16 protein-coding genes are annotated in these 24,009 nt (G+C 70.4%); 11 read left to right on the top strand and 5 right to left on the bottom strand.

All coding sequences use genetic code 11. From position 1 onward, the window contains the following. Nucleotides 1-74 precede the first annotated feature (74 nt). A complete protein-coding gene (gene rpsT / locus ACFVKT_RS17355) occupies nt 75-341 on the bottom strand; it encodes a 30S ribosomal protein S20 (protein ID WP_385732268.1) in 267 nt (88 codons plus the stop codon). Nucleotides 342-564: 223 nt separating this feature from the next. Here rpsT and lepA point away from each other — a divergent pair, with 223 nt between their 5' ends. Both lepA and ACFVKT_RS17345 read left to right on the top strand, forming a co-directional pair. Then, nucleotides 565-2,433, top strand: a complete 1,869-nt coding sequence (gene lepA / locus ACFVKT_RS17350) for a translation elongation factor 4 (protein ID WP_385732266.1) — start codon at nt 565-567, stop codon at nt 2,431-2,433. A gap of 218 nt (nt 2,434-2,651) precedes the next feature. Continuing rightward, a complete protein-coding gene (locus ACFVKT_RS17345; RefSeq protein ID WP_385732264.1) occupies nt 2,652-4,526 on the top strand; it encodes an AMP-dependent synthetase/ligase in 1,875 nt (624 codons plus the stop codon). Between the two features lie 21 nt (nt 4,527-4,547). On the opposite strand, the gene ACFVKT_RS17340 is transcribed toward ACFVKT_RS17345, so the two are convergent. Both ACFVKT_RS17340 and ACFVKT_RS17335 read right to left on the bottom strand, forming a co-directional pair. After that, complete coding sequence (locus ACFVKT_RS17340; RefSeq protein ID WP_385732262.1) at nt 4,548-5,132, bottom strand: two-component system response regulator; 585 nt, start codon at nt 5,130-5,132, stop codon at nt 4,548-4,550. Between the two features lie 12 nt (nt 5,133-5,144). After that, on the bottom strand, nt 5,145-9,284 hold the full coding sequence (locus ACFVKT_RS17335) for a HAMP domain-containing protein (RefSeq protein ID WP_385733149.1): 4,140 nt from the start codon (nt 9,282-9,284) through the stop codon (nt 5,145-5,147). 313 nt (nt 9,285-9,597) lie between these two features. Between ACFVKT_RS17335 and ACFVKT_RS17330 the strand changes: the two genes are divergently transcribed. Together ACFVKT_RS17330 and hemW are read left to right on the top strand one after the other, a co-directional pair. Then, nucleotides 9,598-11,943 carry a SpoIIE family protein phosphatase gene (locus ACFVKT_RS17330; RefSeq protein WP_385732260.1) on the top strand — a complete coding sequence of 782 codons (2,346 nt, stop codon included), beginning with the start codon at nt 9,598-9,600 and terminating at the stop codon, nt 11,941-11,943. A 162-nt stretch (nt 11,944-12,105) separates the two neighbouring features. After that, complete coding sequence (hemW, locus tag ACFVKT_RS17325; RefSeq protein WP_385732258.1) at nt 12,106-13,338, top strand: radical SAM family heme chaperone HemW; 1,233 nt, start codon at nt 12,106-12,108, stop codon at nt 13,336-13,338. 193 nt (nt 13,339-13,531) lie between these two features. Here the strand turns inward: hemW and ACFVKT_RS17320 are convergent, their stop codons facing one another. Both ACFVKT_RS17320 and ACFVKT_RS17315 read right to left on the bottom strand, forming a co-directional pair. After that, nucleotides 13,532-14,338, bottom strand: coding sequence for a DUF3097 domain-containing protein (locus ACFVKT_RS17320; RefSeq protein WP_385732256.1), 807 nt, complete (start codon nt 14,336-14,338; stop codon nt 13,532-13,534). Between the two features lie 45 nt (nt 14,339-14,383). Continuing rightward, nucleotides 14,384-15,172 (bottom strand): MBL fold metallo-hydrolase, encoded by a 789-nt coding sequence (locus ACFVKT_RS17315; protein WP_385732254.1) that lies wholly within the window; start codon nt 15,170-15,172, stop codon nt 14,384-14,386. Nucleotides 15,173-15,342: 170 nt separating this feature from the next. Between ACFVKT_RS17315 and hrcA the strand changes: the two genes are divergently transcribed. The 7 genes from hrcA (at nt 15,343) to ACFVKT_RS17280 (ending at nt 23,887) form a co-directional block, all read left to right on the top strand. After that, nucleotides 15,343-16,359, top strand: a complete 1,017-nt coding sequence (hrcA, locus tag ACFVKT_RS17310; RefSeq protein ID WP_384392481.1) for a heat-inducible transcriptional repressor HrcA — start codon at nt 15,343-15,345, stop codon at nt 16,357-16,359. Between the two features lies 1 nt (nt 16,360). Further along, the gene (dnaJ, locus tag ACFVKT_RS17305; protein ID WP_385732252.1) at nt 16,361-17,500 is read left to right on the top strand and encodes a molecular chaperone DnaJ; all 1,140 of its coding nucleotides are present in this window, start codon (nt 16,361-16,363) and stop codon (nt 17,498-17,500) included. A gap of 134 nt (nt 17,501-17,634) precedes the next feature. Next, nucleotides 17,635-18,729: a nitronate monooxygenase gene (locus tag ACFVKT_RS17300; protein WP_385732250.1), complete on the top strand. Its 1,095-nt coding sequence runs from the start codon at nt 17,635-17,637 to the stop codon at nt 18,727-18,729. Next, nucleotides 18,726-19,466, top strand: coding sequence for a 16S rRNA (uracil(1498)-N(3))-methyltransferase (locus ACFVKT_RS17295; protein WP_385732248.1), 741 nt, complete (start codon nt 18,726-18,728; stop codon nt 19,464-19,466). Before ACFVKT_RS17300 ends, ACFVKT_RS17295 begins: the two co-directional genes overlap by 4 nt. Nucleotides 19,467-19,484: 18 nt before the next feature. Beyond that, entirely contained in the window at nt 19,485-19,877 is a 393-nt protein-coding gene (locus ACFVKT_RS17290; protein ID WP_385732246.1) for a VOC family protein, read from the top strand. 147 nt (nt 19,878-20,024) lie between these two features. Continuing rightward, complete coding sequence (locus ACFVKT_RS17285; RefSeq protein ID WP_385732245.1) at nt 20,025-20,588, top strand: hypothetical protein; 564 nt, start codon at nt 20,025-20,027, stop codon at nt 20,586-20,588. An 86-nt stretch (nt 20,589-20,674) separates the two neighbouring features. Then, nucleotides 20,675-23,887, top strand: a complete 3,213-nt coding sequence (locus ACFVKT_RS17280; RefSeq protein ID WP_385732243.1) for a S41 family peptidase — start codon at nt 20,675-20,677, stop codon at nt 23,885-23,887. The last annotated feature ends 122 nt before the right edge of the window (nt 23,888-24,009 follow it).

Genomic DNA, 24,009 nt, shown 5'->3' with positions numbered 1-24,009 from the left:
GTGGGTCCGGGGTGCCGGGCAGGAGCGGAAGAGAGGGCCCGCTGGGTCCTTTCCGGCGGTTAAGTCGGGTTGGATCAGCCCTTGAGGGAAGCGACCTTGGAAGCAAGCGCCGACTTCTTGTTGGCGGCCTGGTTCTTGTGGATGACGCCCTTCGAGACGGCCTTGTCGAGCGCGCGCGAAGCATCGCGCGTGTACTCGGTGGCCTTCTCGGCGTCACCGGCGGCAGCGGCCTCGCGGGCCTTGCGGATCGCGGTCTTCAGGGAGGACTTGACGGCCTTGTTGCGCAGCCGAGCCTTCTCATTGGTCTTGATCCGCTTGATCTGGGACTTGATGTTCGCCACGAATGAGCCTTTACAGGTTCAGGCACGCGAGACAGCACGTCTCGCACGCCGTTTGATTTCCTTGGGTGTGCCTCCTGCAGAGAGGGCATGAGACACAGCTACCCAGGCTACCAGTGCTCGTGCGAGCGGCCCAAACCGGTCGCAGCTCCCCGCCCGTGGGACCATGGAGCCTACGTATCGATCCGACCCGAGGCGACAGGCGCCTCAAGAGACAGGACCCTGCGTGCCCGCGACCCCTAACAATGTGCCCGAGCCGAGCCGTACCGCCCCGGCGCTGCTCCGCAATTTCTGCATCATCGCGCACATCGACCACGGCAAGTCCACACTCGCCGACCGCATGCTCCAGCTGACCGGGGTGGTCGAGCAGCGGCAGATGCGCGCCCAGTACCTCGACCGCATGGACATCGAGCGCGAGCGTGGCATCACGATCAAGTCCCAGGCGGTCCGGCTGCCCTGGGCACCGTCCGAGGACCCGGGCAAGACCCATATCCTCAACATGATCGACACCCCCGGGCACGTGGACTTCACGTACGAGGTGTCCCGGTCGCTTGCCGCCTGCGAGGGGACCGTGCTCCTCGTCGACGCCGCCCAGGGCATCGAGGCGCAGACTCTCGCCAACCTCTACCTGGCGATGGAGAACGACCTCAAGATCATCCCCGTACTCAACAAGATCGACCTGCCGGCCGCGCAGCCGGAGAAGTTCGGCGAGGAGCTCGCCAACCTCATCGGGTGCGATCCCGAGGACGTACTGAAGGTCTCGGCCAAGACCGGGCTGGGTGTTGAGGCGCTGCTGGACAAGGTGGTCGCCGAGATCCCCGCCCCGATCGGTGTCGTGGACGCACCCGCTCGCGCGATGATCTTCGACTCCGTCTATGACTCCTACCGCGGTGTCGTGACCTATGTGCGTGTGATCGACGGGCAGCTCAACAAGCGTGAGCGGATCCGGATGATGTCCACCGGTGCGACCCACGAGCTGCTGGAGATCGGGGTCTCGTCCCCCGAGATGACCGCGGCCGACGGGCTGGGTGTCGGTGAGGTGGGCTACATCATCACCGGCGTGAAGGACGTCCGGCAGTCCAAGGTCGGTGACACCATCACCACCCTGCACAAGGGGGCGACCGAGGCGCTCGGCGGGTACAAGGACCCCAAGCCCATGGTCTTCTCCGGGCTGTATCCGCTCGACGGGTCCGACTACCCCGAGCTGCGCGAGGCCCTCGACAAGCTGCAGCTCAACGACGCCGCGCTCGTCTACGAGCCGGAGACCTCCGCCGCGCTCGGCTTCGGGTTCCGTGTCGGGTTCCTCGGACTGCTGCACCTCGACGTGATCCGGGAGCGGCTCGAGCGCGAGTTCGGGCTCGACCTCATCGCGACCGCGCCGAACGTCGTGTACCGCGTCGACATGGAGGACGGCAGCGAGCACATCGTCACCAATCCGAGCGAGTTTCCCGAGGGGAAGATCGACAAGGTCTTCGAGCCGGTCGTGCGGGCGACGATCCTCGCGCCCTCCGAGTTCATCGGCTCGATCATGGAGCTGTGCCAGACCCGGCGCGGCACCCTGCTCGGCATGGACTACCTCTCCGAGGACCGGGTTGAGATCCGTTACACGCTGCCGCTCGCGGAGATCGTCTTCGATTTCTTCGACCAGCTGAAGTCCAAGACCCGCGGCTATGCCTCGCTCGACTACGAGCCCACCGGTGAGCAGGCCTCCAGCCTGGTCAAGGTCGACATCCTGCTGCACGGCGACAAGGTCGACGCCTTCTCGGCGGTCACGCACAAGGACGCGGCGTACGCGTACGGGGTGCGGCTCGTCGCCAAGCTGCGGGAACTGATCCCGCGGCAGGCCTTCGAGGTGCCGATCCAGGCGGCCATCGGCTCGCGGGTCATCTCCCGCGAGACCATCCGCGCCATCCGCAAGGACGTCCTCGCCAAGTGCTACGGCGGTGACATCTCCCGTAAGCGGAAGCTGCTGGAGAAGCAGAAGGAAGGCAAGAAGCGGATGAAGATGGTGGGCTCTGTGGAGGTTCCGCAAGAGGCCTTCATCGCCGTGCTCTCCAGCGACGAGGACAGCAACTCGGGCAAGGGGAAGAAGTAGACCCGCGGTACGCCGTTGTTCTCAAGGGCCCGCTGCGCTCCGGCGCGGCGGGCCCCTGCGCATGCGTCCGGTCGCGCTCTGTAGGAAGTGACAGGCCGCCGACTCTTACGCGGTGGCCGGACGGGCTTTACTCTGATCACTGCTCGATAGTTACTCGCGAGTTAAACAACAGCCGCACCATTGAGCCAGCCGCACTGTCGCGGGCCCCGGAGGATGTCGTGAGCGACACACAGACCCTGATCGAGAACCGTCCGCCGTCCGTGGCGGCGCTCTTCCTGGAGCGTGTGGCGGCCACGCCGGACGCCGAGGCCTACCGCTACCCGGTGCCCGCCGCCTCGGGCGAGGGCCCGGACGACTGGAAGTCGCTGAACTGGGCCCAGGCCGCCGAGCGGGTCTACGCCGTGGCGGCAGGCCTGATCGAACTGGGCGTACAGCCCGAGCAGCGCGTCGCGCTCGCCTCCTCCACCCGGGTCGAGTGGATCCTCGCCGACCTCGGCATCCTGTGCGCGGGCGCGGCCACCACGACCGTGTACCCGCAGACGAACGCCGAGGAGTCGGCGTTCATCCTCTCGGACTCCGGGAGCAAGATCCTGATCGCGGAGGACGCGGCACAGCTCGCCAAGGCCGTGGAGAAGCGCGCCGACCTTCCCGAGCTGACGCATGTCGTGGTGATCGACCCCGAGGGCGTCGAGAGCAGCGACTGGGTCCTCACCCTCGCCGAGCTGGAGACCCGCGGCGCCGCGTACCTGGAGAAGAACCCCGACCTGATCAAGGAGAAGGTCGGCGCGATCACCTCCGACCAGCTCGCGACGCTGATCTACACCTCCGGTACCACCGGCCGCCCCAAGGGTGTCCGCCTGCCGCAGGACAACTGGTCGTACATGGCGAAGGCCATCGCCGCGACCGGGCTGCTCGGCCCCGACGACGTGCAGTACCTGTGGCTGCCGCTCGCGCACGTCTTCGGCAAGGTGCTCACCTCCGGCCATATCGAGATCGGGCACGTCACCGCCGTGGACGGCCGCGTGGACAAGATCATCGAGAATCTTCCGGTGGTGCAGCCGACGTACATGGCGGCCGTGCCCCGCATCTTCGAGAAGGTCTACAACGGGGTCGCGGCCAAGGCGCGGGCCGGCGGCGGCGCCAAGTACAAGATCTTCCAGTGGGCGGCCGAGGTCTCGCGCGAGTACGCGAAGGCCAGCCAGGACAACTTCCGCCGCACCGGCGTCGCCTCCGTGCCCTTCGCGCTCGGCGCCAAGCACAAGGTCGCCGACGCGCTCGTCTACGCCAAGATCCGCGAGGCGTTCGGCGGCAAGCTGCGCGCCTGTGTCTCGGGCAGCGCGGCGCTCGCGCCCGAGATCGGCTACTTCTTCGCCGGCGCCGGCATCCACATCCTGGAGGGGTACGGCCTCACGGAGTCCTCCGCCGCCTCCTTCGTGAACCCCGGTGAGGCCTACCGCACCGGCACCGTCGGCAAGCCACTGCCCGGCACCGAGGTGCGCATCGCGGACGACGGTGAGGTCCTGCTGCGCGGCCCCGGCATCATGGAGGGCTACCACGGGCTGCCCGAGAAGACCGCCGAAGTGCTGGAGGCCGACGGCTGGTTCCACACCGGTGACATCGGCGAGCTGTCCCCGGACGGCTACCTCAGCATCACCGACCGCAAGAAGGACCTCATCAAGACCTCGGGCGGCAAGTACATCTCGCCGGCGGAGGTCGAGGGCCAGTTCAAGGCCGTGTGCCCGTACGTCTCCAACATCCTCGTCCACGGCGCCGACCGGAACTTCTGCACCGCGCTGATCGCACTTGACGAGCCGTCAATTCTCGTCTGGGCGGCGGAGAACGGCCTGGAGGGCAAGTCGTACGCCGAAGTCGTCGCCGCGCCCGCCACGGTCAGCCTCGTCGAGGGTTACCTCAAGGAACTCAACGAAGGGCTGCAGCGCTGGCAGACCATCAAGAAGTTCCGGCTGCTGCCCCGTGACCTCGACGTCGAGCACGGTGAGGTCACGCCGAGCCTGAAGCTGAAGCGACCGGTCGTCGAGCGCGAGTACAAGCACCTGATCGAGGAGATGTACGCGGGGTCGCGCGAGGCGTAAGCCGCCCAAGGGGGCGGGGAGTCACAGGCCTCGCCCCCTCCGCATCTCCCGCAGCAGCTCTTCCATCTGCCGTACCTGGTGACGCAGTTCGGACACATCCTGCGCGCTGCCGGCCGACATGTGTGTCTCGATCTTCTTCAGGCGGCCCGCGAGTTCGTCGAACTGTTCCTGTTCGCGGGCGAGCATGCGTTCCAACTGCTGGTTCTTGCGGTGGAGGTCGAGGAAGACGGTGACCTTGGCGCGCAGTACCCAAGGGTCGAAGGGCTTCGTCAGATAGTCGGCGGCTCCGGTCGCGTACCCGCGGAAGGCGTAGCCCGCGTCGGCGTCGGTGCCGGTCAGGAAGATGATGGGGACGTCCTTGGTCTGGTCGAGCCGCTTGATGTTCGCGGCGGTCTCGAAGCCGTCCATGCCCGGCATCCTGATGTCGAGGAGCACGACGGCGAACCGCTGCCGCAGCAGGGCCTTCATCGCCTCCTCGCCCGAACGCGCGCGCACCAGCGGCTCGTTGAGTGACCCCAGGACGGCCTCAAGGGCGATCAGATTGTCCTCCATGTCGTCCACCAGGAGGATGCTGGCGCGCTCGTCGGTCGTTTCCTCAGCGCTCATGGTGACTGTGCCTCACTCAGTCGTCGGCGGGATCGCGGGCTCCCCTGATGTGCTCGGTCCCGGTACAACGGGTACAGCAGTCTCTGTGGCGGCGTCCGGCCGCCGGTCCTCGTTCGCGCGCTCCGGGTTCCCCGGTTCCTCCGGCACAACCGGGGTGCCCGGGTCCCCGGAGTCCGTCGTGGCCTGCGGGTCGAGGAGTGCGCAGACGACGGTGAGCAGTTGGTCGACATCCACCGGTTTGGGTACGTAGTCGTTGGCGCCCTGCGCGATGGACTTGTCGCGGTCTCCCGGCATCGCCTTCGCGGTGAGGGCGACTATGGGCAGGCCCGCCCAGCGGGGGGTGCGGCGGATGGCGGAGATCGTTTCGTAGCCGTCCATCTCCGGCATCATGATGTCCATCAGGACGAGTTCGACGTCGGGGTTGCGCTCCAGCGTCTCGATGCCCTCGCGGCCGTTCTCCGCGTACAGGACGGGCATGCCGACCCGGCCCAGCACATGGGTGAGCGCGAAGACGTTGCGGATGTCGTCGTCGACGATCAACACCCGCCGCCCCGGCAGGACCTGGCCCGCCCGGCCGGCCTTCCACGCCTCCAGTTTGGTGGGCGTGGGCCAGGTGTCGTCCGCGTCGTGGGCGGTGTACGGCTCGGTGGACAGCTCGGGCACCGGCAGGTCGTGGTCCTCGTGGGTGGGACCGGTCGCCGCGTGCCCGGGGCTGACGACAGGGACGTACAGCGTGAAGGTGGAACCCCGGCCCGGCTTGCTCTCGGCGACGATCCGGCCGCCGAGCAGCCCGGCGATCTCCCGGCTGATGGACAGGCCGAGGCCCGTGCCGCCGTACTTGCGGTTGGTGGTGCCGTCGGCCTGCTGGAACGCCTCGAAGATCACCGGGAGTTTCTCCGCGGCGATGCCGATGCCGGTGTCGGAGACGGCGAAGGCGATCACGTCGTCGCTGTTCTCGCGGGTGTGGACGTGGTCCGGGTCCTTGACGCGCTTGACGCGCAGTTCGACCCGGCCGGTCGCGGTGAACTTGATCGCGTTGGAGAGAAGATTGCGCAGGATCTGCTGGAGCCGCTGCTCGTCCGACCACATCTCACGCGGTACGTCCTCGCTGACGGCCACCTCGAAGGCGAGCCCCCGGTCGAGGGTGAGCGGGCGGAAGGTGGCGTGGACGTAGTCGAGCAGTTTGATGAGGGGGAGCTTCTTGGGGCGTACGTCCATCCGGCCGGCCTCGATCTTCGAGAGGTCGAGGATGTCGTTGATGAGCTGGAGCAGGTCGGAGCCCGACCGGTGAATCGTGGTCGCGAACTGCACCTCCTGGTCGGAGAGATGGCCGTCCGGGTTGTCCGACAACAGGCGGGCGAGGATCAGCAGTGAGTTCAGCGGGGTGCGCAGTTCGTGCGACATGTTCGCCAGGAACTCGGACTTGTACTGCGACGACGTCGCCAAGAGGGCTGCTTTCTCCTCCAGTTCCGCGTTCGAGCGCTGCAACTCCGCCTGCTGTGACTGGAGTTCGTCCGAGCGGTCCTGGAGCTGGATGGCGAGGCGCTGGGACTCGCCGAGCAGGGACTCGGTGCGGGAGTTGGCGATGATGGTGTTGATCGCGACGCCGATGGTGTTCACGAACTGGTCGAAGAAGGCCAGGTGGACGTCGGAGAAGCGGGAGAACGAGGCCAGTTCGATCACGCCGAGGAGCTTGTCCTCGAAGAGGATCGGGATGATGACGACGCTCGCGGGGGCGGCCTCACCCAACCCGCTGTTGATCTTGATGTAGTCCGGTGGGGCCTCCTCCACCAGGATCCGCTTCTTCTCGCGCGCGGCCTGCCGGACCAGTCCGTGCACCGGCATGCCGCCCGTGTCGACGGTGGCGCCCTGTGCCGAGCCGTACCCGGCGATGAAGGCGAGCCCCTTGGCGGGGATGGCGGTCCGCAGGGTTTCCTCTCCGGGGTCGGCCAGGAAGAAGGCACCGTACTGCGCGTTCACCAGCGGGGTCAGCTCGCGCAGGATCAGGTCGGCGACCTCCATCAGGTCGCGGTGGCCCTGCATCAGCGAGGCGAGGCGGGCGAGGTTCGACTCCAGCCAGTCCTTCGCGCGGGTGGTCTCACGGAGGTTGGCCACCATCAGGTTGATGTTGTCCTTGAGCTCGGTGACCTCGCCCTGGGTCTCCACCGTGATGGAGCGGGACATGTCGCCCTGGGCCACCGCGGAGGCCACCTCGGCGATGGCGCGGACCTGGGTCGTCAGGTTCAGCGCCAGCTCGTTCACGTTCGTCGTCAGGCGCTTCCAGGTGCCGTACACGCCCTCGACCCGTGCCTGGCCGCCGAGTTGGCCCTCGGAGCCGACCTCGCGGGCGACGCGGGTGACCTCGGAGGAGAAGGAGGAGAGGGTGTCGACCATCGTGTTGATCGTCGTCTTCAGCTCCAGGATCTCGCCGCGCGCGTCCACGTCGATCTTCTTGGAGAGGTCGCCCTGGGCCACCGCGGTGGCGACCTGCGCGATGTTCCGGACCTGTGAAGTCAGGTTGTCGGCCATGTAGTTGACGTTGTCGGTCAGGTCGCGCCAGACACCGGAGACGCCGAGCACCTGGGCGCGACCGCCCAGCCGGCCGTCCGTGCCGACCTCGCGGGCGACGCGGGTGACCTCGTCGGCGAAGGCGCGGAGCTGCTCCACCATCGTGTTGACGGTGTCCTTCAGCTCCAGGATCTCGCCGCGGGCGTCGACGGTGATCTTCTTGGAGAGGTCGCCGTTCGCCACGGCCGTGGTGACCTGCGCGATGTTGCGGACCTGCGAAGTCAGGTTCAGGGCCATGAAGTTGACGTTGTCGGTGAGGTCCTTCCAGACGCCGGACACCCCGCGCACCTGAGCCTGGCCGCCGAGGTTTCCTTCGGTGCCGACTTCGCGGGCGACGCGCGTCACTTCGTCGGCGAAGGCGGAGAGCTGGTCGACCATGGTGTTGATGGTCGACTTGAGCTCCAGGATCTCGCCCTTCGCCTCCACGGTGATCTTCTTGCCGAGGTCGCCCTGGGCCACCGCCGTGGACACCAGGGCGATGTTGCGGACCTGCGAAGTCAGGTTGTCCGCCATGAAGTTGACGTTGTCGGTGAGGTCCTTCCATACGCCCGACACACCCCGCACCTGCGCGCGGCCGCCGAGGTTTCCTTCGGTGCCGACCTCGCGGGCGACGCGCGTGACTTCGTCGGCGAAGGCGGAGAGCTGGTCGACCATCGTGTTGATCGTCGACTTCAGTTCGAGGATCTCGCCCTGTGCGTCGACCGTGATCTTCTGGCTCAGGTCGCCGTTCGCCACGGCCGTGGTGACCTGGGCGATGTTGCGGACCTGGGAGGTCAGGTTCGAGGCCATGAAGTTGACGTTGTCGGTGAGGTCCTTCCAGACGCCGGACACACCCCGCACCTGCGCCCGGCCGCCCAACTGCCCCTCTGTGCCGACCTCGCGGGCGACGCGCGTCACCTCGTCGGCGAAGGCGGAGAGCTGGTCGACCATCGTGTTCACGGTGAGCTTCAGTTCGAGCAGCTCGCCGGTCGCCTCGACGGTCACCGTGCGGGTCAGGTCGCCGCGGGCCACCGCGGTCGTCACCAGGGCGATGTCCCGGACCTGGGCGGTCAGCCGGGAGGCCATGGTGTTGACCGCCTCGGTCACATCCCGCCAACTCCCGGACAGACCCGTCACCTTGGCGCGGCCGCCGAGCCGTCCCTCCGTGCCGACCTCGCGCGCGACCCGGGTCACCTCGCCGGTGAACAGGGAGAGCTGGTCCACCATCTTGTTGACGGCCCGGCCCAACCGACGTAAGTCGCCCCGCAGTTGACGGTTGCCGTCGTGCAGGTCCACCCGCTGGGTCAGATCGCCGCCGGCCACCGCGTCCAGGACGCGTGTCGCGTTCGCGGCGGGCGCGACCAGCGCGTCGAGCAACTGGTTCACGTCGTTGACCCGCGTCGTCCAGTTGCCCTGGCCCGGGCTCGCCGAGAGGCGCTCGTCGAGGCGGCCGTGCCGCACCAGGTCCCGGCGGACTCGCTGCACCTCGGAGTTGAAGTGGGAGTTGCGGTCCATGATCTGGTTGAACATCGCGCAGAGATCGGCCACCACACCGTCGCCGGTCTCCGGCACCTTGCTGAAGTCACCGTCTCGGGCGGCGGTCATCGCGGCGAGCAGCGGACGCAGATCCGATGCCCGAATCCGGCTGTCGATCTGACCGTCGCTCCGGCTGTCGACACGGCTGTCGACACGGCTGTCGATCCGGTCGTCGATCCGGTCGTCGACCCGGTCGTCGACCCGGTCGTCGACCCGGTCGTCGACCCGGTCGTCGAGCCGACCGTCTTCGAGCCCACGCATACCACTGTTCTCAGCCATGGCGGCCCACTTCGGTAACTCGGCGCTTATGGGCACAGTCAGTCTGTCACTGTGTCCGCATCGGCTGAGGCCAATTCGTCCGAACTGCTCAGGGAGCCGCACCGTGGGGGCCATTCCGACGCAACGGGAGTCCAAGGCGCGTGCGCCCGATGCGCCCGCGCACCACCGCGCCGGCCATGAATCGGTCGCCCGCACCTCGCTGCCGGGCACCCCGCTCGCGCCCGGAGCCGCCCGCGACTTCGTGCGCGCCGCACTCGCCGAGTGGGCCGAACTCGCCCCGCACGGCGCCGAGATGATCGACGATCGACTCACCGACGACGCCGTCGTGGTGGTCAGCGAACTCGTCACCAACGCAGTTGTGCACGCGGGCACCGACGTTGAGCTGGCATGCGGCCTCGAGAGCACGGACGAGGGTTCGCCGGGCCCGCTGGTCATCGAGGTGTCCGATCACCATGCCACGCGCGCGATACGTGACGACTGCGTCGAACGGCCGTACGGCACACCGGAGTACGGGCGCGGTCTACGGCTCGTCTCCGCGCTCTCCGACGCCTGGGGGATCACGTACCGCACCGGAACCAAGACCGTCTGGGCGCGGCTGCCCGTGGGCGGAGGCGGCCTGGGTGTGGGCGGCGAGGTGATCTCGGGCATCGACAGGGCCGACAGGGTCGTGGAAGTCGGCGAACAGATAGAACAGACAGAACAGACAGAACAGACAGAGGCGTACGCCGGTGAACAGGTCCTGGAGCGCGGGCAGCCGGTGGCCGAAATACTCGCCCCCGAGCCGAGGCGCAGCGCCCAGCACGACCAGGACTGGCTCGATCGCGGCGCCCTCTCCCTCCTCGCCGAGGCCTCCGATCTGCTCGCCGGGCAGCTCGACGAGGACCTCGTCGCCGCCCTCGCCGGACAGCTGATCGTGCCGCGCCTCGCCGACTGGTGCGCGGTGTGGCTGGAGGACGAGGCCACCGACCGCGCCGGCGGTCTTGGCCTCGCCTTGGGGCCGCGCCTGGCCCGCGTCTGGCACGGCAGCGAGAACCGCATCGAGGACCTGCGCCGCGCCCTGGAAAAGGACCCACCCCGGCTGCCCGACTCGGTACGTTCCCGGGCCGTGCCCGTGCCCTGGCCGGGGGAGGCGCTGGCTTCGGGCGGGGGGAGCGGAGGGAGTGGCGGGGCGGATCGAGGGGGTGAGGTGCGTGGAGCTGGTGCATCTGGTGGGGCGGGTGGGGCGTACGGGATGGGTGGGGTGCAAGGGGCCGGTGGGGCAGATGGGGAGCGTGGGGCGGGTACGGCAGGTGGGATTTTCGGGGCGGGCGGGGCGGGCGGGGCGGGCGGTGCGGAAAGGGTGGGGCTGGCGAGTGGGCCGGGTGGGAGTGCGCCGGCCCTGGCGAGTGGGGCGAGTGGCAGCGCGGCTGACCTGGTGGGCGGGGCGAGTGGGGCCGGTCTCGGGAGCGGGGCCGGCATCAGTAGCGGTGTGAGCGGACCCGGTGTGAGTGGGGCGGCGCTCGCGTATCGGCTGATCGCCGGTGGGCGGCCGCTGGGCACGCTCGTCATCGGGCGGGCCGGAGCGACCGGCTTCCCCGACGAGATCACGGGGCTCGTCGAGGACCTCAGCCGCCGTATCGCGCTCGCCATCGGCGCGGCCCGCCAGTACGCGCGCCAGGCCACCATCAGCCGGGTCCTCCAGCGCGGCCTGCTGCCCGGCGCGGTCGCCGAGATACCCGGGGTGCGCAGCGCCCTCGTCTACGAGCCGCTCGACAAGGGCGGGCCCAGCGGCGACTTCTACGACCTCTTCCCGGCCGGTGACGGGCGCTGGTGCTTCGTCGTGGGTGACGTACAGGGCAAGGGGCCCGAGGCCGCCGTGGTGATCGGCCTCGCCCGGCCCTGGCTGCGGCTGCTGGGCCGCGAGGGGTACGAGGTCGCCGACGTCCTCGACCGCCTCAACAGGCTCCTGCTCGACGACGCGACGGAGGCGGCCGACGCGGCGGCCCGCGCGCTCGTCGCGGCGGGCGGACCCGGGCTCGCCGCGGACCCCGGACCGCAGACCCGCTTCCTGTCCATGCTGTACGGCGAACTGGTGCCCTTCGACGGCGGAGTGCGCTGCACCCTCGCCTCCGCCGGGCATCCGCTGCCGCTGCTCCTCGGCCCCGACGGCGACGTACGCGAGGTGGCCTGCCCACAGACCCTCCTCGGCGTCTTCGAGGACGCGACCTACGTCTCCGAGACCTTCGATCTGCACCCCGGCGACACCCTGCTGTGCGTCACGGACGGCGTGACCGAGCGCCGCAGCGGGCCCCGTCAGTTCGATGACGACGACGGCCTCGCCGCTGCCCTGGTCGGCTGTACCGGCCTGAGCGCCGAACTCATCGCGGAACGCATCCGCAGGCTGGTCCACGAGTTCGGCGCCAAGGCGCCGGAGGACGACATGGCGCTGCTGGTCCTCCAGGCGGAATAGCGGGCCGTGAGGCGTACGGATCATTCGGCTCCGGGGAGTGCGGATCATTCGGCTCCGGGGAGTGCGGATCATTCGGCCGGGGAGTGCGGACCATTCGGCTCCGGGGAGTGCCGAACAGCGTCCCGTACGGAGTTCCGGCGGGCGTACGGGACAATGGAAGGTATGCCTTCCGCACTCCCCGACGGTGAGCCCGTCCCCGACGACGGGGCGCTGCCCGCGCACGCCCTGGCCGGTGCCGCCGACCGCCCCCTCGGGTTCTATCTGCACGTGCCGTACTGCGCGACCCGCTGCGGCTACTGCGACTTCAACACCTACACGGCGACCGAGCTGCGGGGCACCGGAGGCGTGCTCGCCTCCCGCGACAACTACGCCGAGACGCTGATCGACGAGATCCGTCTCGCCCGCAAGGTGCTCGGCGACGACCCGCGTCCCGTCCGTACGGTGTTCGTCGGCGGCGGTACGCCCACGCTGCTGCCCGCCGCCGATCTCGTACGGATGCTCGCCTCGATCCGTGCCGAGTTCGGGCTCGCGGACGACGCCGAGATCACCACCGAGGCGAACCCGGAGTCCGTCGACCCGGCGTACCTGGCGACCCTGCGGGCCGGCGGCTTCAACCGGATCTCCTTCGGTATGCAGAGCGCCAGGCAGCACGTGCTGAAGGTGCTCGACCGCACGCACACGCCCGGGCGGCCCGAGGCCTGTGTCGCCGAGGCCCGTGCGGCGGGCTTCGGCCACGTGAACCTCGACCTGATCTACGGCACCCCTGGGGAGTCCGACGACGACTGGCGCGCCTCGCTGGAGGCGGCCCTCGGGGCCGGGCCCGATCACATCTCCGCGTACGCGCTCATCGTCGAGGAGGGTACGCAGCTTGCCCGGCGGATCCGGCGTGGGGAGGTGCCGATGACGGACGACGACGTCCACGCGGACCGGTATCTGATCGCCGACGATGTGCTCGCCCGGGCGGGGTTCGACTGGTACGAGGTGTCCAACTGGGCCACCTCCGATGCCGGGCGGTGTCTCCACAACGAGCTGTACTGGCGGGGCGCCGACTGGTGGGGTGCCGGGCCTGGTGCCCACAGTCATGTGGGCGGGGTGCGGTGGTGGAACGTGAAGCATCCGGGGGCGTATGCGGGCGCCCTGGCGGCGGGAAGGTCGCCCGGGGCGGGGCGGGAGCTGCTGTCCGGTGAGGACCGGCGGGTGGAGCGGATTCTTCTTGAGCTGCGGCTTCGGGAGGGGTGTCCCTTGTCGCTGCTCCGGCCGGAGGGGTTGTCCGCGTCTCGGCGGGCGCTGTCCGAGGGGCTGCTGGAGGACGGGCCCTACGACGCCGGTCGTGCCGTTCTCACGTTGCGGGGGCGGTTGTTGGCGGATGCGGTGGTGCGGGATCTGGTGGACTGAGGTGGGGTTTTTCGCCCCCTCCGCCCCTGCCCGTCCCTTGTTTCTGGGGGCTGCCGCCCCCAGACCCCGCTGCCGCCCCCAGACTCCGCTGTCGCGCTGAACGCGCTCGTCCCCAAACGCCGGACGGGCTGAAACTCTCCAGCCGCGGCCGGAGAAATCCTCAGCCCCGCCGGGCGAGAAAACACCCTGCGGCTCACTCCGGCGCCGTCACGAAATCGATCAACTCCTCCACCCTGCCCAGGAGTTCCGGCTCCAGGTCCTTGTAGGAGCGGACCCGGGACAGGATGTGCTGCCAGGCCGCTCCGGTGTTCTCGGGCCAGCCAAGGGCGCGGCAGACGCCGGTTTTCCAGTCCTGGCCGTGGGGGACGCGAGGCCAGGCAGGGATGCCGACGGAGGACGGTTTCACGGCCTCCCAGATGTCGATGTAGGGGTGGCCGACGACCAGGGCGTGGGCGCTGGTGACCGCGTCGGCGATGCGGGATTCCTTGGTGCCGGGGACCAGGTGGTCGACGAGGACGCCGAGGCGGGCGTCCGGGCCCGGGGCGAAGTCGGCGACGATCGCGGGCAGGTCGTCGATGCCCTCCAGGTACTCGACGACGACGCCCTCGATGCGCAGGTCGTCGCCCCAGACGCGTTCGACCAGCTCGGCGTCATGCCGGCCCTCCACATAGATCCGCCCGGCCCGCGCCACCCGCGCCCGCGCGCCCGGCACCGCGACCGAACCGGAGGCGGTGCGGGAGGGACGTACGGGCGCACCCGCCGCCGGGCGGACCAGCGTCACCACCTTGCCCTCCAGGAGGAAACCGCGCGGCTCCAGCGGGAACACCCGGTGCTTGCCGAAGCGGTCCTCCAGCGTCACCGTGCCCGCCTCGCAGCGGATCACCGCGCCGCAGAAGCCGGTGCCGGGCTCCTCGACCACCAGCCCGGGGTCCGCGGGGACCTCCGGCACGGGCTTGGGCTTCTTCCACGGCGGGGTCAGGTCCGGAGAGTACTGGCGCATTCGGATGACGATAGGAGAAGCCGGGCCCCCGTGTCGTACGGCCTCCTACGACACGCCGAAACGGCCCGCCAGCGTGTCCCGTTGGGCCCGGACAAACGCCGCATTCACCACCGCTCCGTGACCGGGTACGTACACCGAGTCCTCCCCGCCCAGATCGAGCAGACGGTCCAGCGCGGCCGGCCAGTTGGAGGGGGCGGCGTCGGGGCCCGCCTGGGGTTCGCCGGATTCCTCCACCAGGTCGCCGCAGAAGACGACGGCGGGCCGTGACGGCGATCCTGGGATCAGGACCACCAGGTCGTGGGCGGTGTGGCCGGGGCCGACGTTCGCGAGGAGGACCTGGGTGCCGCCGCCCAGGTCCAGGGTCCACTCGCCGGACACCTGGTGGCGGGGGCGGACCAGCAGATCGGCGGCCTCGGCCGCCTCCAGCGGGTCCAGGCCGTTGCGTACGGCGTCCACGCGCAGTTCCTCACGGCCGTGCGCCAGGACGGTGTCCAGGCCGGCCGCCCCGAACACCTCCACGCCCGCGAAGGCGGCCGCGCCGAACACGTGGTCGAAGTGTGCGTGGGTGAGCGCGAGATGCGTCACGCGGGGGTCGCTGCCGGGTGGCCTCCGCGTCCCGGGAGTCGGCCGCGTGTCCTCGCCGGTCTCGCCGAGCAGCCTCCGTGCCTCGGAACGCAACCGCGCGCCCTCCCGCAGGCTCGACCCCGCGTCGATCAGCAGGGCGGCTCCCTCGCCGACCACCAGCCCGACCGTGCAGTCCCAGCCAGGAAGCCGCCGCCGTCCGACCCGCGGCGCGAGCCTCTCCCACCCCGCCTCTTCCCAAGTCACGCTCATGGGCAGACGCTAACGGCGAGCACGCTGTCGGCACGACCGCGCGGGGCCCGCCCTTGCCGGGGGCGTACCTCCCCGCCGTACACTGGCCGGGGAACGCTGGCACTCGCACGCGCTGAGTGCCAGGGGGAGATTCCGGGAGACCATGGCGACGACATCTGGAGGTGTGCGCGATGCTCAGCGAACGCAGGCTCGAAGTGCTGCGCGCCATCGTCCAGGACTACGTGGGGACGGAGGAGCCGGTCGGCTCCAAGGCCCTCACCGAGCGGCACCGGCTGGGGGTCTCCCCGGCGACGGTCCGCAACGACATGGCCGCCCTGGAGGACGAGGGGTACATCGCCCAGCCGCACACCAGCGCCGGGCGCATCCCCACCGACAAGGGCTACCGGCTCTTCGTCGACAAGCTCGCGGGCGTCAAGCCGATGACCGCGCCCGAGCGGCGGGCCATCCAGAACTTCCTCGACGGCGCCGTCGACCTCGACGATGTGGTGGGGCGTACGGTGCGGCTGCTCGCGCAGCTCACGCGGCAGGTCGCCGTCGTGCAGTACCCGTCCCTCACGCGGTCGACCGTGCGGCACGTCGAGCTGCTGTCGCTGGCTCCGGCCCGCGTCATGCTCGTCCTGATCACGGACACCGGCCGGGTCGAGCAGCGCTTGATCGACTGCCCGGCGCCGTTCGGGGAGACGTCTCTCGCGGATCTGCGCGCGCGGCTCAACAGCCGGGTCGCGGGGCGGCGGTTTTCGGACGTTCCGCAACTGGTGCAGGACCTGCCCGACGCCTTCGAGGCGGAGGACCGCGGTACGGTCACGACGGTGCTCTCCACCCTGCTGGAAGCGCTCGTCGAGCAGACCGAGGAGCGGCTGATGATCGGCGGCACCGCCAATCTCACCCGCTTCGGACATGACTTCCCTCTCACCATCCGGCCCGTACTCGAAGCGCTGGAGGAGCAGGTCGTGCTCCTCAAGTTGCTTGGTGAGGCCGGGGATTCGGGCATGACCGTACGGATCGGTCACGAGAACGCGTATGAGGGACTCAACTCCACGTCCGTCGTCTCCGTCGGCTACGGTTCGGGCGACGAGGCAGTAGCGAAACTCGGCGTGGTCGGACCGACCCGCATGGATTACCCCGGCACGATGGGAGCGGTACGAGCGGTGGCACGGTACGTCGGACAGATCCTGGCGGAGTCTTAGGGTGGCCACGGACTACTACGCCGTGCTCGGCGTGCGCCGCGACGCGTCCCAGGACGAGATCAAGAAGGCGTTCAGGAGGCTCGCGCGCGAGCTGCACCCGGACGTCAATCCCGATCCGAAGACGCAGGAGCGCTTCAAGGAGATCAACGCCGCCTACGAGGTGTTGTCGGACCCGCAGAAGAAGCAGGTCTACGACCTCGGCGGCGACCCGCTGTCCCAGGCGGGCGGCGCGGGCGGCCCCGGTGGCTTCGGCGCCGGCGGCTTCGGGAACTTCTCGGACATCATGGACGCCTTCTTCGGTACGGCGTCGCAGCGTGGCCCCCGGTCGCGTACGCGCCGTGGCCAGGACGCCATGATCCGGCTGGAGATCGAGCTCGACGAGGCGGCCTTCGGTACCACGAAGGACATCCAGGTCGACACGGCCGTCGTCTGCGCCACCTGTAACGGCGAGGGCGCGGCGCCGGGGACCTCGGCGCAGACCTGTGACATGTGCCGCGGTCGAGGTGAGGTCTCGCAGGTCACCCGGTCCTTCCTCGGCCAGGTCATGACCTCGCGGCCCTGCCCGCAGTGCCAGGGCTTCGGAACCGTCGTCCCCACCCCGTGCCCGGAATGCGCGGGCGACGGCCGTGTCCGGTCACGTCGGACGCTGACCGTCAAGATCCCGGCCGGTGTCGACAACGGCACCCGGATCCAGCTCGCGGGCGAGGGCGAGGTGGGCCCCGGCGGCGGCCCCGCCGGCGACCTGTACGTCGAGATCCACGAGCTCCCGCACGCCACCTTCCAGCGGCGCGGCGACGACCTGCACTGCACGGTCACCATCCCGATGACCGCGGCGGCCCTCGGTACCAAGGTGCCGCTGGAGACGCTCGACGGCATGGAGGAGATCGACATCCGTCCCGGCACGCAGTCCGGGCAGTCGGTCCCGCTGCACGGGCGCGGCATCACGCATCTGCGGGGCGGCGGGCGCGGTGACCTCATCGTGCACGTCGAGGTGATGACGCCGTCGAAGCTGGACGCCGAGCAGGAGCGTCTGCTGCGCGAGCTGGCCGTGCTGCGCGGCGAGGAGCGGCCCATCGGGCAGTTCCAGCCGGGACAGCAGGGGCTCTTCTCGCGGCTCAAGGACGCGTTCAACGGCCGCTGAGGACCGTCCGCCGGGCCTCTGAAGTGGGCCTTCTCGACCAGGGTCGGACCGGCCCTGGAGGGAGGGTGCGGGTGGCCTATGCCACGCGGATGACTCGATTCGGACTTGTTCGGAGGACGTGACAACATGCCGTCATGTCCTCCGCACTGACCGATCTCTTCCCACATCCGATCGTGCAGGCCCCCATGGCGGGCGGAGTATCCGTTCCGCATCTCGCGGCCGCCGTGTCCGAGGCCGGCGCGCTCGGATTCCTCGCCGCCGGGTACAAGACCGCCGACGGCATGTACCAGGAGATCAAGCAGCTACGCGGGATCACGAGCCGCCCCTTCGGCGTGAACCTCTTCATGCCGCAGCCCGAGTACGCGGACAAGGCAGCGGTCGAGGTGTACGCCCACCAGCTCGCCGGTGAGGCCGCCTGGTACGAGACCGAACTCGGCGAACCGGACAGCGGCCGCGACGACGGCTACGACGCCAAGCTCGCGGTCCTCCACGACAATCCGGTGCCGGTGGTCTCCTTCCACTTCGGCATCCCCACTCGCGAGATCCTGGAGTCCCTCGCCAAGGCCGGCACGCTCACCCTGGTGACCGCGACCACGGCCGAGGAGGCACTCGCCGTGCAGCGGGCCGGCGCCGCCGCGGTCGTCGTGCAGGGCATCGAGGCGGGCGGCCACCAGGGCACCCACCGCGACAACCCGGAGACGGACGGCACCGGCATCGGACTGCTCTCGCTGATCGCGCAGGTCCGCGAGAACGTGCGGATCCCGATCGTCGCGGCCGGCGGCATCATGCGCGGCAGCCAGATCGCCGCGGTGCTCGCGGCGGGCGCCGACGCGGCCCAGCTCGGCACGGCGTTCCTCGCCACCCCCGAGTCCGGCGCGCACGCCGTGCACAAGCAGGCACTGACCAACCCCCTCTTCGTGCGTACGGAGTTGACACGAGCCTTCTCCGGGCGTCCGGCGCGCGGACTCGTCAACCGCTTCCTGCGCGAGCACGGTCCCTACGCGCCCGCCGCGTACCCCGAGGTCCACCACCTCACCTCGCCGCTGCGCAAGGCGGCGGCCAGGGCGGGCGACGCGCAGGGCATGGCGTTGTGGGCCGGCCAGGGGCACCGGATGGCCCGCGAACTGCCCGCGGCGGAGCTGGTCGAGGTACTGAGCGCCGAACTCGCCGCTGCGAAGACAGCGTTGTCGGAGTCCCCGGAGTCCGGAGCGGGGGGTGCGGTCCGATGACGGCTCCGGTGTTCGTGGTGGAGCATTTCCGTGCGGGTGACGGCGGGCGCTACGTCCTCGACGGGCCCGAGGGGCGGCACGCGGTCTCCGTGAAGCGGCTGCGGGCCGGTGAGGATGTCGTCCTCACCGACGGCGCCGGGCGGTGGGCGGACTGCGTGGTGCTCGACACCGAGGGCAAGGACCGGCTGATCGTCCAGTTGGACTCGGTGGCCGAGCAGCCGGAGGAAGAGCCCCGCATCACCGTCGTCCAGGCCCTCCCCAAGGGCGACCGCGGCGAACTCGCCGTCGAGACCATGACGGAGACCGGCGTCGACGCCATCGTCCCCTGGGCCGCCTCCCGCTGCATCACGCAGTGGAAGGGCGAGCGGGGTCCGAAGGCGCTCGCCAAGTGGCGGGCCACGGCCCGGGAGGCCGGCAAGCAGTCCCGCCGGGTCCGCTTCCCCGAGGTCGCGGACGCCATGACGAGCAGGCAGGTTGCCGCACTTCTCGCCAAAGCCGATCTCGCCGCCGTACTGCACGAGAGCGGCGACGAACCCCTCGCCACCGCCGAACTCCCCGCGCGCGGCGAGATCGTGCTCGTGATCGGTCCCGAAGGAGGCGTCTCTCCCGAGGAGTTGGCGCTCTTCACCGAGGCGGGTGCGCGGGCGTACCGCCTGGGGCGCAGCGTGCTGCGCACCTCGACCGCCGGGACCGCGGCGGCGGCGCTGCTGCTCGGCCGTACCGGTCGCTGGTCCTGAATTCACTGGGAGGACGCCTTGGAACTCGCCCAAGTACGCCTGCTCGTCTCGGACTTCCCGGCCTGCTACCGGTTCTACGCCGAGGTCCTCGGCCTCAAGCCGCAGTCGGGCGCGACCGAGGGGCCGTACGAGAAGTTCAGTCCCGTCACCGGCTCGGCGGGCATCGCTCTCCAGGACCGCGCGATGATGGCACAGATCCTGGGTGAACTGAGCGACTCGGTGGCCGGGCACCGGTCGCTGGTGGTGCTGCGGGTGGACGACCTGGACGCGTACTGCGAGCAGATCACGGCCCGTGGCACGACCCTCCTGCACGAACCGGCTCCCATGACCGACCGGATGCGTGCCGCCCACCTCAAGGACCCCGAGGGGAACCTGGTGGAGCTGCAGGAGTGGCTGCTGCTGCGCGGCTGACAACTCCGGTGGCTTCGGGAGCAGTTCGCCCCTCCGTGCGCCTGCGCGTGCGGTCCTTGCGCGCGTGTTCGAGCGTGAAGGGCGGGAGTGCCCAAGTGGCCGCATGCGGTCTTCCGCGCCACCCGGGACGGTGGCACGCTGCCGTCCATGGGGGCTTTGAGACGGATTCTGCGACGGGCCGGAGAGCGGCGGACGGTGGCGATGGCCGGTCTCGCGGCCGTCGCCGTGGGCGGCGTCGTCGCGTGCGACCCCGGCGGGCTGAGCTCCGCCTCCGTGGCGTACACGACCGACCAGACCGTGACCAAGGAGCTGGAGCGGCAGAAGGCGGACGTCGCCTGGCTCAGCTGCACGGCGTCGTTCGACGGCGGCAACAAGGTCTACACACCTGGGCAGACGCCCTCGCCGACCGAGGACACCGTGGCGGACGTCGACTGCACGGGGGAGACCTCGGACGGGCAGGACATCACCGTCACGGGCAAGGTCACCCGGGCCGTCGACGGCCGCTGCGTGCGCGGTGATCTGACCGCCAGGATCGACGGCAAGCAGTGGTTCCACGTGACCGGTCTCGGCAACTGCGACGCCCCCAGCACACCCGGGTACACCCCGCCCGTCAACAACCAGCCCCAGCAGCCCGGCCCCACCGTCACGGTGACGGTCACCAGGACGATCTGGTGCCAGGGAGACCCCACCTGCTGGCCCGAGGGCAAGTGACCCGCGCCGGGAGGGGAAGCGGAGGCAGGGGATGTAAGTGATCGAAACCCCTGTCCGGGGGCGTGATCGCTGCCTAAGGTGATCGGGTGACAGAGCCCGCACCCTCCGCGTATCTCCGGTTTCCGCATCTGCACGGCGATCTGGTCGCCTTCACCGCCGAGGACGACATCTGGGTCGCCCCGCTGGACGGTGGCGGCCGCGCCTGGCGGGTCAGCGCCGACAACGTGCCGGTGAACCACCCGCGCATCTCCCCGGACGGCACGACCGTCGCCTGGACGTCCACCCGTGACGGCGCCCCCGAGGTGCATGCCGCCTCGCTGGACGGCGGCCCGTCCAAACGGCTGACGTACTGGGGCAGTTCGAAGACCCAGGTGCGCGGCTGGACCCCCGACGGACAGGTGCTCGCGCTCAGCACGCAGGGACAGGCCAGCCTGCGGCGCAGCTGGGCGCGGGCGATCCCGCTCGACGGCGGCCCGGCGACCACCCTCCCGTACGGGCCCGTGGGCGACGTCGCCCACGGCGACGCGGGCGTGCTGCTGCTGTCCGCTCCGATGGGGCGCGAGGCCGCCTGGTGGAAGCGGTACCGGGGCGGTACGGCGGGCAAGCTGTGGATCGACCGGGAGGGGGAGGGGGAATTCGTACGGCTGCATGAAGAGCTCGACGGGAACCTGGAATACCCCTTGTGGGTGGGGGAGCGCGTCGCTTTTCTGTCCGACCACGAAGGTGTCGGGGCGCTGTACTCGTCCCTCGCGGACGGGTCCGACCTGCGGCGGCACACGCCGGTCGACGGCTTCTACGCCCGGCACGCCGCGAGCGACGGCACCCGCGTGGTGTACGCGTCCGCCGGTGAACTGTGGCTCCTCGACAACCTGGACGGCGCCGAGCCGCGCCGCCTCGACCTGCGGCTCGGCGGACAGCGCGTCGACCTCCAGCCGCACTCCGTCAGCGCGTCCCGCTGGTTCGGGGCCGCCGCGCCCGACCACACCGGACGCGGCAGCGCGATCGCCGTACGCGGCTCCGTCCACTGGGTCACCCACCGCTCGGGTCCGGCCCGCGCGCTCGCCGCCGAGCCCGGCGTACGCGCCCGGCTGCCCCGCACCTTCCGCGCGGAGGGCGAGGAGTATGTGGTGTGGGTGACGGACGCCGAGGGCGACGACGCCCTGGAGTTCGCCCCCGCGACCGGGACCGCCCCCGGAGCGACACCCCGCAGGCTCGCCGCCGGACAGCTCGGACGGGTCCTCGCCCTCGCCATGGCACCCGACGGCAGCCGTGCCGCGGTCGCCTCGCACGACGGACGCGTCCTGCTCGTCGAGCGGGAGACCGGCGAGGTGCGCGAGGTCGACCGCAGCGAGAACGGCGACGTCAGCGGGCTCGCGTTCTCACCCGACTCCGCCTGGCTCGCCTGGTCGCACCCCGGCCCGCGCCCGCTGCGCCAGCTCAAGCTCGCCAACACCACCGACCTGTCGGTGACCGAGGCGACCCCGCTCCGCTTCCGCGACTACGCACCGGCGTTCACCCTCGACGGCAAGCACCTCGGGTTCCTCTCGGCCCGCTCCTTCGACCCGGTCTACGACGAGCACGTCTTCGACCTCGCCTTCGTGGGCGGCTCGCGACCGCACCTCATCACGCTCGCCGCGACCACCCCGTCCCCCTTCGGACCGCAGCGCCACGGCCGCCCCTTCGAAGCGCCGGACAAGGACGAGACGCCCGACAGCGAGGGCACCCCCGCGACCCGGATCGACCTCGACGGACTCGCCGACCGGATCGTGCCGTTCCCGGTCGAGGCCGCCCGCTACTCCGGGCTCCGCGCCGCCAAGGACGGACTCCTCTGGCTGCGGCACCCGGTCCGCGGTGTGCTCGGCTCCTCCCGTGCCACCCCCGACGACCCGGACCCGAAGACCGAGCTGGAGCGGTACGACCTCGTCCAGCAGCGCATCGAGCACCTCGCCGCCGACGCCGACCACTTCGCCGTCAGCGGCGACGGCAAACGCGTCCTGCTGTGGACCGACGGCAAGCTCAAGGTCGTCCCCAGCGACCGGCGCGCCTCGAACGACGACGAGAGCGACACGAACATCACCGTCGACCTCTCACGGGTACGGCAGACCGTCGACCCGACCGCCGAGTGGCGGCAGATGTACGACGAGACCGGCCGCATCATGCGCGACAACTTCTGGCGGCCCGACCTGGGCGGCATCGACTGGGACGGCGTCCTGGAGCGGTACCGGCCGGTGCTCGAACGGGTTGCCACCCACGACGACCTTGTGGACCTCCTCTGGGAGGTGCACGGCGAGCTCGGCACCTCCCACGCGTACGTCACGCCGCGTGGTGGATGGGGCGGCGGCGACCGTGCGCAAGGGCTGCTCGGGGCCGACATCTCCCGTCACGAGGACGGCAGTTGGCGCATCGACCGGATCCTTCCGTCCGAGATCTCCGACCCGGACGCGCACGCGCCGCTCGCCGCGCCCGGAGTCGCCGTGCGCGCCGGGGACGCGATCGTCGCGGTCGCGGGGCGGCCGGTCGACCCGGTGGCCGGGCCCGGACCGCTGCTCGTCGGCACCGCGGGCAAGCCGGTCGAGCTGACGATCTCCCCCTCCGGCGGCGGCGATCCGCGCCACGCCGTCGTGGTCCCGGTGTCCGACGAGGAGCCGCTGCGCTACCACGCGTGGGTCGCCGACCGGCGGGCCTACGTCCACGAGCGGTCCGGCGGACGGCTCGGCTATCTGCACGTGCCCGACATGCAGGCGCCCGGCTGGGCACAGATCCACCGCGACCTGCGCGTCGAGGTGGCCCGCGAGGGACTCGTCGTGGACGTCCGCGAGAACCGCGGCGGCCACACCTCCCAGCTGGTCATCGAGAAGCTCGCGCGCCGGATCGTGGGCTGGGACCTGCCGCGCGGCATGCGGCCCTACAGCTACCCCGAGGACGCGCCACGCGGGCCCGTCGTCGCCGTCGCCAACGAGTTCTCCGGCTCCGACGGCGACATCGTGAACGCGGCGATCAAGGCGCTGGGTATCGGTCCGGTCGTCGGCACCCGGACCTGGGGCGGCGTCATCGGCATCGACAGCCGGTATCGGCTGGTCGACGGCACGCTGGTCACGCAGCCCAAGTACGCCTTCTGGCTTGAGGGTTACGGGTGGGGAGTGGAGAACCACGGCGTCGATCCCGACGTCGAGGTCGTCCAGGCGCCACAGGACTACGCCGCCGGGCGGGACACGCAACTGGACGAGGCGGTGCGGATCGCGCTGGCCGCGCTGGCGGAGAATCCGGCGAAGGCTGCGCCCGCTTTGCCGCCGCTTTGACCCCGGTGGGTCGGCCGGTCGGGGATGGGTGGGTGCTTTGATCCTGGCTGTGGCTGTGGCTGTGGCTGTGGCTGTGGCTGTGGCTGTGGGTGAGGGTGCGGGCGCGTCTGCGGGTGCGGGCG

Source organism: Streptomyces sp. NPDC127595, assembly GCF_042671685.1.
GTDB lineage: Bacteria > Actinomycetota > Actinomycetes > Streptomycetales > Streptomycetaceae > Streptomyces.
This window is presented reverse-complemented; position numbering and strand designations above follow the sequence as displayed.

Excerpts from the sequence above, each read along its gene's own strand:
- ACFVKT_RS17340 (WP_385732262.1), bottom strand. The coding sequence starts at position 5,132 with ATGAGCGCTGAGGAAACGACCGACGAGCGCGCCAGCATCCTCCTGGTG.
- ACFVKT_RS17335 (WP_385733149.1), bottom strand. The coding sequence starts at position 9,284 with ATGACCGCCGCCCGAGACGGTGACTTCAGCAAGGTGCCGGAGACCGGC.
- hemW (WP_385732258.1), top strand. The coding sequence starts at position 12,106 with ATGCCTTCCGCACTCCCCGACGGTGAGCCCGTCCCCGACGACGGGGCG.
- ACFVKT_RS17320 (WP_385732256.1), bottom strand. The coding sequence starts at position 14,338 with ATGCGCCAGTACTCTCCGGACCTGACCCCGCCGTGGAAGAAGCCCAAG.
- ACFVKT_RS17315 (WP_385732254.1), bottom strand. The coding sequence starts at position 15,172 with ATGAGCGTGACTTGGGAAGAGGCGGGGTGGGAGAGGCTCGCGCCGCGG.
- hrcA (WP_384392481.1), top strand. The coding sequence starts at position 15,343 with ATGCTCAGCGAACGCAGGCTCGAAGTGCTGCGCGCCATCGTCCAGGAC.
- ACFVKT_RS17300 (WP_385732250.1), top strand. The coding sequence starts at position 17,635 with ATGTCCTCCGCACTGACCGATCTCTTCCCACATCCGATCGTGCAGGCC.
- ACFVKT_RS17295 (WP_385732248.1), top strand. The coding sequence starts at position 18,726 with ATGACGGCTCCGGTGTTCGTGGTGGAGCATTTCCGTGCGGGTGACGGC.
- ACFVKT_RS17285 (WP_385732245.1), top strand. The coding sequence starts at position 20,025 with ATGGGGGCTTTGAGACGGATTCTGCGACGGGCCGGAGAGCGGCGGACG.